Here is a 12,884-nt window from a genome sequence, read left to right on the forward strand (position 1 = left end):
TCAAATTCTTCCCTTTTTGTTGCTATTTCACAAACTTAAAATATTTTCTTTGAAAAAGGAGCTTTTCGGACTGATTCTGTTTTTCCGTTAACAATTATTATAAAGCTTGTAGGTGGGATGGCAGTAAAGTTACCGCTGAATTATCCGTATCTTTGTCGTAAACATAGAGGTATAAAGATATGAAGAAACTGATAATATTCGATTTGGATGGTACTTTATTGAATACCATTGCCGATTTGGCACATAGTACGAATCATGCTCTGCAAACTTTGGGATATCCGACTCATGAAGTCGCTTCCTATAACTTCATGGTAGGTAACGGCATCAACAAATTGTTTGAGCGTGCATTACCCGAAGGAGAGAAAACCGAGGAGAATGTGCTCCGCGTTCGTAAAGAATTTCTTTTGCATTATGACCGGCATAATGCCGACGAGAGTCGCCCTTATCCGGGAATTCCGGAATTGTTGGAAACATTGCAGGATAAAGATTACAAATTGGCCGTGGCTTCCAATAAATATCAGGCAGCCACCGAGAAGCTGATAGCACATTATTTCCCAGGAATCCGGTTTGTTGCTGTATTTGGGCAGCGTGAGGGAGTGAAGGTGAAGCCGGATCCTGCTGTGGTGCATGATATTTTGCGGATTGCCGGTGTTTCGAAAGACGAAGTGCTGTATGTCGGCGATTCGGGAGTGGATATGCAGACGGCTATCAATAGCGGAGTTACTTCCTGTGGAGTCACGTGGGGATTCCGCCCCCGTACGGAGCTTGAATCATTCTGTCCGGATTATATAGTAGACAAGGCGGAAACTATTTTGTCTATTGTTTGATAGAAAACAGAAAGGAGAACCGAAAGATGCGTAATGTCTTAGGTTCTCCTCTCTATAAAAAGTAATTATATTCGCTCGGTTATTTGATTTCGTCCGGCCATGGGCATGGCTTTCCGGTTGCTTTGAATGAAGGGCGTTGGCCGCCTACTTTGCGCAAATAGTCACCCAGCTCTTTAGATAAACTTTTCACAATGTCCGGATGTAGGGCTGCCAGGTCATTCTTTTCTCCTATATCTTCCGGAATATTGAACAACTCTTTTTTACCGCTGTCATAGTAGTAAATCAACTTCCAGTCACCTTTGCGTACGGTACAAGTCGGGCCGATGCCGGGACCGTCGTTTCCCCAATGATTAGGGAAGTTCCAGTGCAGGCTGCGTCCTTTGGACGGATCACCGGTATGTGTCAGCAGAGGCATAAAACTAATTCCATCGATCGGCTGTACCGTCTTATAATGTTTGATTTGTGCCATCTCGAGTATGGTCGGATAGAAGTCCTCGATAATTAAATATTTATCACATTTGGTATCCGGTTTTACAACTCCCGGCCAGCGGACGATCATCGGTTCGCGTACACCGCCTTCGTAAGCCGATCCTTTCCCACTGTTGAGAGGAGAGTTCTGCGTGTGCAGTTTTCCGTCACGCCATTCCGGTTCGCTGGACAGACCGCCGTTGTCGCTCATAAAGATGACGATGGTATTGTCTGCTTCTCCGTTTTTATCCAGCCAGTCCATCAGGTCACCCAGACTTTTGTCCATACCTTCGATCAGGGCCGCATAAGCAGCTTCTTTGGGAGTCAATCCTTTATTGATATATTTTTGATAGAAGCGTTTGTCTTTATCGATCGGAACATGGATAGCGTAGTGAGCCATGTAGAGGAAGAAAGGCTGATTGTATTCTTTGGCATGATCGAGTGCTTTGATAGCTTCGAGCGTCAGAGCTTCACTGACGAAAGTATCGGTTCCCCAGTATTTCTCTAATCCCGGAACGGCAAACCAGGGATTCGGTTTACCGTCCGTCCGGTTTCCGTAATTATTTTCACCCAGGTAGCTTGCCAATCCGCCTCCTGCATGTCCGGCTATGTTGACTTCAAAGCCCATGTGATAAGGACTTTCTCCCGGAGTGTTGACGGCGCCGAAATGTGCTTTCCCACAATGAATCGTGTGGTAGCCATTGTCTTTCAGGATTTCTGCCAGTGAGGTTGCCTGAAACGTGTGGTCGATATTGGGAACCTGGCAAACCCCGTTTACATTCCAGTCCGCTACATTGAATACATCGCTCGGGCGGTCTGTTTGCTGGCCTTTGGGATATGTCCAGTTGGTTACCCGGTGACGCGCGGCGTTAGTTCCTGTAATCAGGCTACAACGGGTGGGCGAACTGATGCTGCTGGCATAGGCTTGGGTGAACATCATACCTTGTTTGGCAAGGCGCTCCATATTAGGAGTTTCGTATACCTCGTTGTAGTGTGTCTTTTGGGTCCAGAAAGGCAGGGATGTATCTTGCCAGCCCATGTCGTCTACCATGAAGAGAATGATGTTGGGGCGTGTGTCCGTACGTCCGTTCGGCTGCTGGTGCTGGGCTTGCAGAGCCGGGGCAGCCAATGGAGCCAGTGCGAGGGGGATAATTATTTTCTTATTCATCGTAATTATATATTAGAGGATTATTTTCTGATGGTCATTTTTCCGGTTTCCTTTACCTGAATGTTTCTCAGTTCTTGTTTTCCGGAGTTCTCTGTCCATATTTTCAGAGTTCCCGGAGACAATACATTGAGAACCAATTTGTCCGGTGTCGAAGATAGAATCCGGACGGCCGCAGGTGACAGATATTTTTCCTGTATCCCGATAACCGCCCATCCGTCATGGATCGGACAGAGATGGAATAGACGGTCGGTAAAGCCATCCAGTTCTACAGTCTGTTTACCGGTCAGTTCAGTGGCTGTCTGATTATTCCAGTCGAATAGAATCACTCGTTTTTGTTGAGGTGTTGGTTTGCCGGTCAGTGTTTCGCGTAACAGATAATCCTTCGGGTCTATTTCGGCGGTTACTTTCCGGTGTTTGGGTGAGGTGTTGAGGTTATAACAAATGACGGATACAGCCTCGTCACCGGTAGGAGCGAATACCCTGTATGCCTTTCCGTCTTGCAGTGGATTGGTCAGTACCGATTCTGGGGTCGGAATGGCAGGGGCTTCCGGGCGGAATATTTTGCCCTCTTTATCGATCAGTGGGAAAATATTCTCTTTTACAAATTCTTTCGGAGAATCGGACAGGTAGACCGGGCCGCCTGAAATAGCCTTGGAACGAGCCATCAAACTGCCACAGATCGTATCGCTGGAATGAAACATATCGTGATCCGGCCATACGGTTTGCCCTTGCAGTAATGTGTTGGTGTATGACTGGAAGAGATGCGACTTTGCCATGTTCTCATTGTATTTCTTATAGTCAATGCTGACACGGGCAACTCCGCTATGCAGGGTGTGGTCCGTGTTAAGTACGTTTTGAGCCATGCAGTTCATCAGTCCCACCTGCTGTGCGTGAGTTTGCTTTTCCAATGCCAGATTACACTCTTTCGCCTGACGTACGACTTCAGTAGAGCCCATGTAAAGCGGTAAGGTGAATGCCTGATTGTCTACTTTAAGAAAATCGAATCCATGGGTTTTCAGAGAGTGAACGTAATACTGGTAGAACGTGTCGATATTCGGGGTGCTTTTACCGGGCAAAAGACTTCCATTGAAAGAATAGAGGCTGTTTTTTACATGGGTTGGAAAATCATTATCGGGGGAGATTCCCATCCAATATCCGGAGAGGGCATACCACAATCCTATCCAACGTATTTTATCTTTGTTTTTGTGTGCCATGATCGGAGCCCATCCGTTCGGGAAACGTTGAGGATCGGGGGTAAAACTTGTCAGTTGACGATTCTTGTTGGCCAGGTGACCATCGTCGATCAGTACGTAACGTACAGGAACTCCGGAGGTTTCGATGGCATCCAGGTCATTCAGGATTTTTGTTTCATCAATATCGAAATGGTAATGTTCCCAGGTACACCATCCCAGATAGTTCAGAGCCTCAAAATAGTTCTTTTCCGTGCGCTTTTGCAGGGCCGATACGTTCCGGTCGGATATCAGGGTTTCGTAAGCCTGCCGGAATACCTGATAAATGTTGCCGGCACTTTGAACCAGTGCTACCGGTACTTTGTGTTCGAGCCGGTCGGTTCCCAATGTCGATACATATAAATTGAGCGAGCCGTCGGTATTTACCTGAAACCAGCTGAGGCTGTTATCACCCGCTACTGCTTTGGTGAACAGATAGCTTCCATCGGTCAGTTGCAACAATAAAGCGTCTCCCAGTGTAGAAGGACGTGCGTTGGAAGGAATACCCGGATAGTCGTCCCGGGTAAGGTCTGTCAGATGATTGAACATCCAAGGTAAGAGGCGATTGGTATTGTTGGGCCATTCGTAATCTCCGGAGCGGGAATCCCGGCTGAAGAATGTCCCCCGTACATAAGACGGCAGTTGGATGCGGTAGCATATAGTGGTTGCATTCTCAGGAACTGCATTCTCATAAATGACCGGTTCTGCCGTTCTGTCCAGGCGGATGGTCTGAGGCATTGGAGAGGCGTTTACATCTTTAAACGATTTACCTTTTTCGTAGATAAAAGAACTTTGGGCAAATACAGCCGTCAAAGGAGCGACCGTACTTGCCAAAGTAAGCAAACTTATGATGAAATATCTTTTCATGCGTATGAATTAGTTGACAGAAAAAGCACTGAAATTTATAATATCGGGTAATGCAATGGATTGCAGTACGGTCAGCCGTAATGCCGTAGCTTCTACCGGATCGAATTTTTCGATGCGTTTGTGTCCGACAGATTCTCCGGAACAAACTGTTTGCCACTTTCCATTTACCTTGGCTTCTACTTTATATTGGCGGATACGTTCTCCGTTCTGTATGTTTTCTTGAATGATGCAGTAGTTTACCGGTTGCTTTTTGTCCAGTTTCAAGGTCAAACTTTTTTTCTGTCCCGATATCTGGGCTAATGGAGAAGAGAAGCGACGATTGATTTCTGTACCGAATTCTTTCAGGCGTTGTTCGTCTCCTGTAGGTATTAATCCGTTCGGGTCGGGTGTCAGGCCTAAAATCAGGGTAGCGTTCCGTCCTACTGATTTTTCATATTTATCCATTAGTTCGTTCAATGGATAGATGTTGTTTTCGTCATCCGGTTCCCAGAACCATTCGTGACGTCCGTTGGCTCCACGTAAAGGAGTATCTGCCATGGCCGGTACCCAGTATTTTCCATCTTTGTCGCCATGCTTCAACAGTTCGATTTGATCGACATTGCTTTCTATCCGTTTGTGATGTGAACAGGGAGCGGGGAAGGTGGACCAGCAGGGATAACCTACGGTACCGGTTTCGGAACCACCCCAACGGAAATCTGCACGATCTATATTATGATAGAACAGGCAATTAGGCTGATATTTATTCACAATAGGCTCTACGTCCGGTCCGTCTCCACGAGGATCATCGGCGCCGCCGTCAAACCAAATCATGTATAGATCTCCATAACGGGTACAAAGTTCGGTCACCATCTTTTCACACAGTCGTTTGTACCATGCTTGCCGGTTGTGAGCAAATTCTCCTTCTCCTTCTGCCTTAAAGTTATGTATGCCCAAAAGAGAATTCCACCGGATACCGATGTAGATACCCGGTTGTAAGCCGTATTTGCGGCAAGAGTTGACAAAGTCACGGACGATATCCCCTTTGCCGTCTCTCCATTTTACGGCTTTGAGGCAATAAGGATTTACGTCACTCTGCCAGAGACCGAAACCGGTTTCATGAGTGGCAGTCAGTACGGCAAACTTACATCCGGCTGCTTTGGCTGCCAGCACCCACTGGTCTGTGTTTAGTTCCGTAGGGTTGAATATGTTGTAATCTTCTATCGGATTGATGCGGTTGTTGCCTTGTCCGTAGCGTACTCCGTCGAACACATGCAGATCATAATGGAATACGGCTCCCATTTCCGCTTGATGCCATTTCAACTGAAAGGGCTTGGGAACGGGGATAGTAGCCTGTTGCGCCAAGCAATAGACTGAGCAAAAAAGTAAGAGTAGGGTGGTGTTGATTCTGTTCATGATTATTTAAGTTTTATATATTGGGCAAATGGGTCATTGGTCTTTTCAAGCCATGTTTTCAGTTGCCGGTTAAATGTATGGGTAAGTTTCAATTGTTGGCTGGCAATGTTATTCATTTCATGAGGATCATTGGTACGGTCGAAAAGAATGACATTATCGATCTTTCCGTCTGTTGCGTGTACGGCATATGTATATCGGTCGGTACGGAGTCCGCGATAACCTGTTGCATGGTTATCGAATTTTACGAAATAGTATGGTTGTACAAGATCTTTTTTGTTTTTTCCGGTCAGTACTTCATTGGACAGGTCGAATGTCTGTACTGTTTCCGGGATTTCTTTACTGAATCCCATCATTGACAGGAGTGTAGGGTATAGGTCGGCAAAAGCAATCATCAACGGGTCGCTTTTACGTGGTTTTATTTGATCCGGCCAAGATAGAATCATGGGGATACGCATAGACTCTTCATAGAAGATATCTTTTCCGGCATTTTCGTGAGCACCCATACAGATTCCATGGTCAGAGGTAAAGACCACGATCGTATTATCAAATAAATTATTTTGTTTAAGGGCCTCGATGATTCGCCCTACATTTTCGTCTACACCGGTGATGCAGGCATAATAGTTCCGGATGTTATTTCGGAAGTAGTCTCCCATTTCCGTACCTTTGGCCGGGATATCGGGACGTCCTTTGCAAAGCGCCTCTACATCCAGATCTTTGTATATCTCTTTATATCGGTCCGGCACCAATTCATATCCCGTGTGTGGAGGATTCATCGATACCACCAATGCAAACGGTTGTTTTTGGTCTTTCTGTCCGTTGATGTATTCGATAGCTTTGCTTGCCTCGTATTCCGGACCCCATTGGTTGACATAATAGAAGCTGTCTCGTGGAGCAGTGGTATTCCAGTACATCGGTTTCAAATGGTAATCATATGTTCCATAAGCTATCCAATGGTCGAAACCGTGGCGACGTTCGGGTGGACACCATTCGTTCCATGCCACTTTCCCGCGATTATTGTAAGTGTCTACATAGGGCTTGTAGGGTGCATCCAGATGCCACTTTCCGATGTATCCCATATTGTATCCCTGATCTTTAAGCACATCGCTCCAACAGCGGGCGTTTTGGGAAAGTTCCACTCCGTAAGGAGCGGTTTCGGAGTTACAGTTCCCGGTTACTTTACTGCCAATGGGATACATACCGGTCATTAGCATTCCTCTTGCCGGCGATGATACCGGATAACTACTGATAGCATTGGTGAAGTTAATTCCTTCGGAGGCAAGCTTGTCCAGGTGGGGAGTCTTTACAGGTTCTTTACCGATGCAACCGATGGCATCTCCACGATATTGGTCGGCCATGATGAAGACTAGATTGGGAGTCGGTTGCTTTTCTTGTGCTTGTAGTCCAGTGCTCAAAATAGGCATGGTAAGCAGTGCTTGAGGGATGATATTTTTCATAATGCTGTAAAGTTACTCTTTTTGGGGTAGAATACAATTTTTATTGATAATAAGATCTCCTCCTTTTGGGGGGAGGAGATCTTGTCTTGAGTAAGATATTTAATCTACTGAAAACTAATCTCCTTCAGGGAGACTGCTCGTTTCTATCTTCCATCCCGGATTTTGATAAATCGTAGAGGTTGTATAGTCGGTTGATCCTTCTTCTGCTGTCGTCAGACGGAAGTGGTCAAAAGCAATTGGATTTAAATATTTATTTTGGTTCCAATTATAGCCATTGTATGCAATGTTGTTTGTATTGATCCGGTAAGGACGTAAGTACTGACTTTCTGATTTAGCTGATACATTAGCATTATTGTTACCTGATTCAATCAGATTAATGACAGAGAGAGTGACGTCTGCAACTGGTATTGGGCTAGGAGTTTTGTAACGTTGATAATTTTCACTCCATAAATCGAATCCTTCTACGTGATAACCTTGCATCATGTCTAATGCACGCCAGCGTTTCAGATCATTTAGGCGTAATCCTTCGGCCGCAAATTCGATGCGACGTTCCCGACGAATATTATACAAAGTGGTTGAAACAAATTCAGAACCTGAATAGCGGGCAAAATCGATCTCTTTACTCAGATCTGTAGCGTCTATTGTTTTTTGAAAATCGGTATCCATTCCTGCTCGATTTCGTAAAGCTTTCCAGTATTTGGAACTGTTGGCATCAAGCGAGTTATTCAGTTCATAATCAGCTTCCATATAATTCAAGTATGCCTCTGCTGCACGGAATATGACACAGGCTGTAGTTGATGGGAGTGTAGGTCCTTGTGCGGCATCTGTTGCTAATCCCTTTTTTACTGAATAGCCGGTGGGACATTTGTTTTCGTCCTGTCCAAGTACAATTGGTGCACGATAATAATAACCATATCCTTTGACTAGATATTCAATGTTACTTCCTCCTTCAGATAAGAGATCTCCAGGTAATAAAGTATTATAAATCAGTCGTGGATCACGATTGGTTGCAACTGCTTCATAAGTTTTATCTCCTTGATAACCAGAATTGTTTGCGTATATTGGCAAGCCATTTTCCATCAAATAACTTTGCATCATACTACGAGTCCATCCGGTATTCCCACCTCCATTGCGTTGGATGTAACCGACAACAAAATGATTGACTGCCGGAGTTAAACTGGCGTCGTAGGCTCTCCACAATAACACTTCCGAAGCGTTAGCTAATGATTGGCTGTTGAATAACGACGGATAATCGTTAAATAAAGTGTATTTATCAGCTACTATTTGAGCGGCAGTTTTAGCTTCTGTCAGGAAGTATTTAATTTCAGAATCAATATTGATAGTGAAGTCCTTTAAATAATCTTTGTTTGCTCCTGGCCATCCCGGACCTCCTGGTACACGTGCGGTCCCTTTGTGGTATTTTTCCCAAGTACCTTCAAATAATGCCACACGACTTTTCATGAGGGCAGCACAGTCTTTGGTTAGGCGATTGCTCATTGGTGGGGTTGCTTTCATATAATAGTAAGCAGAATCTAAATCTTGTATGATGAAACGTGCTACTTCATTGCGTGGGCGCCGTTTACTTGCCTCTCTAACTGTTTCATAATCTTCCGAAATCCAATGTTTTAAGATAGGGAAATCACCGAGTGCAACTAATTTAGTAAAGTAAATATAAGCGCGAAAGAAATACATCTCTCCCAGATAGTGCATATTGTTAGCTTCTACTCCACTAAGTTCGCCGGCTTCCAGTCGGGGACGTACCTTATTGATGAAATAATTGACATTCCGGATTTTCCCAAAATCCCAAGCACCTCCACTTTGAGCCACACGTGTTTCTCCCTTTACAAATGAACCGTTTGGATTACTTGCTGCTTGGTTGTCACTATTATTGTCTGTTGCAAATACTCCCATACTGTATTGGCCTGGAGTGTGGGATGGAAGTTGATCATATAGATTAGCCGAATAGGCTGCTAAATCGCTTTCTGCCAAAAGATATTTGTCGGTAGGTACGGCATCTAGTGGCTCTTTGTCGAGAAAGTCATTGCAAGAGCATAAAACACTTGCTAAACTAAAAATATATAATAGATTCTTTTTCATTGTTCTTGCTTTTTAAAGAGTAATATTTAATCCAAATGAAATAGTCTTTGACAGCGGATAAGTCTTTCCGTTGCTAAATCCGTTACCGGCTGTTGCTTCTGGATCGAACATATCGGCAATACCACTGATTGTGAATAAATTCTCTCCACTGACATAAATGCGGAGCTTTTCAATTTTTGCTTTATTCATCCAAGCTTTGGGGAATGTATATCCTATTTGCAGATTTTTCATACGCATGTAAGCACCATTTTGCAGATAACGCGTTTGAGTTTGCTTGTTTTTGTTTCCTTTGTCTCCTAAGTAGGCTTTGGGATAGTAGGAGTTCAAATTTGCTCCGAATATAGAAGTTGTATTTTCAGGACGGAAATAATCAAGATGTTCGTCAAAACCTACTGATTGCCATTCTCCTCCATCTGCTCCCCAGAACATTGGTCCGCTCAACCATAAATCACGTTTCATGACTCCTTGGAAAAACATTTGAATATCGAAACCCTTCCAGTCAGCTCCTAAGCTTAAACCGAAACGAAGGCGTGGAGTGCTATTTCCGATTTTCTTTAAATCACCATGGTCTGTGGCAGTACTGTTTCCTTTGTCTACTATACCATCACCATTAAGGTCTCGATACATGATATCACCTGCACCCCAAACTGAACCTATTTTACTCTGATCATTGCTAGCCAGCCATTCGGTCATCTGTGCGTCTGTTTTGGCAATACCTTCAGTTTCATACCCCCAAATTTCCCCGATAGTCATTCCGTTGTAATAAAGAGTATTTCCATTAGAATCCCATAGGGCTTTAGAAGCGTTTGGATATGAAATTACTTTGGCGCGGTTGTCAGAAAGGTTAAATCCTATATTATAGTTAACTTTTCCAATATTATCTCTCCAATTGGCCTGTAGTTCCCATCCTTTATTTTTCAACTCAGCATTATTGGTATTTGGCAGAGCAGTTCCTAATATTGCACCGACTTCGGCTGCAGGGCCTACCATGTCTTTCGTTCTACGTATGAAGTATTCAAAAGTCATGTTCAGACGATTGTTGAACATACCAAGGTCGATGCCTAAATTGGTATTATAGATTTTTTCCCATGTGAGTGTACTGCTGACCATTCCAGGAACTCCGGCTGTTGTTGGTCTACTGCCGTCCATTAGCCAATTGCCACCATTGGCTGTTACACTTTGTGTTAAATAGAACGGATAGTAAGAGTCTGTGTTCTGGTTACCGAGCATACCCCATGATACGCGGGGTTTTAGTGTATTAATAATGTTGTTAATTGGTTCAAAGAATGATTCACGTGCTAAGTTCCATCCCAAAGAGAAAGAAGGAAATACATTCCAACGTTGATCTTTTAAAAAGCGGGATGATCCGTCGTAACGAACATTTACTTCAGCCATGTAGCGGTCTTTGTAACTGTAGTTGAGACGTCCGAAGAACCCGGCTGTAGACCAATCATTGTATTTTGAACTATTGATTTTATCTTCTCCCGTTGCTGCACTAATTTCTGGAATGAGACTACTAATCACGTCAGGACGTTGTGCGGCAAGTTCGCGATATACATATTCTTCGGTATTCATTCCGACTAAAGCTTTGAAATAATGATCTTTTATTTGTAATGTGTAATCGGTGTACACACTTGTCGTATAAAAGTTACTATTGTGGTATGCTGAACGTGCAAATGAAGATCCTGGTGAGTAACTTCCGCTGAAAGCCAATGCTAATGGATTACCGTTTACGTCGTGCTCATAGATTGGATTAAGGTTGGTTTGCTTATTTTGGTTGATGACTCTCATACCTGCTTCTGCATAGATATTCCATCCTTTTAGCGGATGAATAACTAATTGTCCCTGAAGATAAATATTGTCATTATGTGTTTTGGCACGTCCACCGTCAGTCAATTGATTGAGTTTTCCATTTCTCATATAATAACCGTTCGGATCTTTAAAAGGCATCATAGGCCACATACGTGCAATGTCATGATAAAGAAGTCCACCTTCCTCAAGATATACTGGATTGTCAAGATCAAAACGAACAAATTTGGTATTAATGTTGAAATCTACATATTTGTTGATTTGGGTATTGACTTTTGCTGTTGCGTTGTAACGTTTATAATTATCATTTCCATAACGAAGATTACCATCTTGGTTTAAGTAGCTCCCTGAAACATAGTATTGTAACTTCTCTGTTCCTCCATTTAAACTGATATTATGTTCGTTTGACCAGGCCCATTGAAAATGTTTTTTCCACCAGTTTACGTTATCATTTGCTTTTTCGTGGAAATGCCAGTTGGTACCGTTAGCTATGGTGGTGGTTGTAATCTCGCCTGCCATATACTTTTGGATACGGTCAATGGTCTCTTCATCAAAGATCACACTTCCTCCTTGATTAATGGCTGCATCATTGAAATAATTGGCAAAACGATAGGAATCAAGTTGATTAGGAAGGTTGGTTGGTCCGGAATAGCGGAAACTATTGTTATAGTTCACTTGCATTTTGCCCGCTTTTCCTTTCTTTGTAGTGATTAAGATAACACCGAATGCAGCACGTGAACCATAGATGGAAGAAGAAGCAGCATCTTTCAAGACAGAGATATTTTCAATATCTTCTGGATTCAGATTATTCATATTGCCTTCCATTCCATCAATCAGTATAAGTGGTGAGGCACTTGATCCTTTACCAATGGTTCCTGTTCCGCGGATGTTTACGTTCATTGTTTGTCCCAACTGTCCCCCTAAATCAGGAGTCGATAGATTTAAGCCTGGAACTACACCTTGCAGGGCTTGACCGACTTGTGATACCGGACGTGATGCTAGTGCTTTGGTATCTACACTTGTAACCGCTCCGGTCAGATTTACTTTTTTCTGAGTACCGAAGCCTACTACCACTACTTCATCAAGAGTTTTTGAATCTTCACTTAACTCAATCCTGAAGGATGTTTGTGTACCATTGAGAGGAATTGACTGAGTGGTGTAACCTATGTAGGAAACAGTCAGTATACCTCCTTTGCTAACGTTTTTCAATGAAAACTTACCTTCCATGTCCGTGATGGATCCATTGTTCGTCCCTTTTACTTGGACTGTGGCACCGATGATTGGCTCGTTGAGCTTTTTGTCAATCACAGTACCCGTAATGTTCAATTGCTGTGCATATAATGTAGTAATGCCAAGCAACAACATGAATAAGATTGAAATTTTTTTCATTCGTTTCTTATTTAAAGTTATACATAAGGTTTAATTACATGGCAAATGTACAGGGATTGAGAGATTACGTAGGGGCATGTCTATATCATTCAGCATACACGTTTAATTCAATACCATGTTTTTTTTGAATCTCTTTTGTATGTTTAGGCTTTATTTCGTTCTTTTGCAATAAATTGATTATTAA

At 43.3% G+C, this 12,884-nt stretch carries 7 protein-coding genes; 1 reads left to right on the forward strand and 6 read right to left on the reverse strand.

The genetic code is table 11. From position 1 onward, the window contains the following. Positions 1-179 precede the first annotated feature (179 nt). A complete protein-coding gene (locus BF9343_RS03755; protein ID WP_010992202.1) occupies positions 180-827 on the forward strand; it encodes an HAD family hydrolase in 648 nt (215 codons plus the stop codon). A gap of 79 nt (positions 828-906) precedes the next feature. On the opposite strand, the gene BF9343_RS03760 is transcribed toward BF9343_RS03755, so the two are convergent. The 6 genes from BF9343_RS03760 to BF9343_RS03785 form a co-directional block, all read right to left on the reverse strand. Then, entirely contained in the window at positions 907-2,463 is a 1,557-nt protein-coding gene (locus BF9343_RS03760) for a sulfatase (protein WP_005785070.1), read from the reverse strand. A 20-nt stretch (positions 2,464-2,483) separates the two neighbouring features. Continuing rightward, a complete protein-coding gene (locus BF9343_RS03765; protein ID WP_010992203.1) occupies positions 2,484-4,559 on the reverse strand; it encodes a Sip1-related alpha-galactosidase in 2,076 nt (691 codons plus the stop codon). Positions 4,560-4,568: 9 nt separating this feature from the next. Further along, complete coding sequence (locus BF9343_RS03770; protein WP_005785074.1) at positions 4,569-5,951, reverse strand: alpha-L-fucosidase; 1,383 nt, start codon at positions 5,949-5,951, stop codon at positions 4,569-4,571. A 2-nt stretch (positions 5,952-5,953) separates the two neighbouring features. Beyond that, positions 5,954-7,405, reverse strand: a complete 1,452-nt coding sequence (locus BF9343_RS03775) for a sulfatase family protein (RefSeq protein WP_005785076.1) — start codon at positions 7,403-7,405, stop codon at positions 5,954-5,956. 114 nt (positions 7,406-7,519) lie between these two features. Then, positions 7,520-9,502: a RagB/SusD family nutrient uptake outer membrane protein gene (locus tag BF9343_RS03780; protein WP_008658698.1), complete on the reverse strand. Its 1,983-nt coding sequence runs from the start codon at positions 9,500-9,502 to the stop codon at positions 7,520-7,522. Between the two features lie 12 nt (positions 9,503-9,514). Next, complete coding sequence (locus tag BF9343_RS03785; protein ID WP_010992204.1) at positions 9,515-12,700, reverse strand: SusC/RagA family TonB-linked outer membrane protein; 3,186 nt, start codon at positions 12,698-12,700, stop codon at positions 9,515-9,517. Between the last annotated feature and the right edge of the window lie 184 nt (positions 12,701-12,884).

Source organism: Bacteroides fragilis NCTC 9343 (genome assembly GCF_000025985.1).
Taxonomy (GTDB): domain Bacteria; phylum Bacteroidota; class Bacteroidia; order Bacteroidales; family Bacteroidaceae; genus Bacteroides; species Bacteroides fragilis.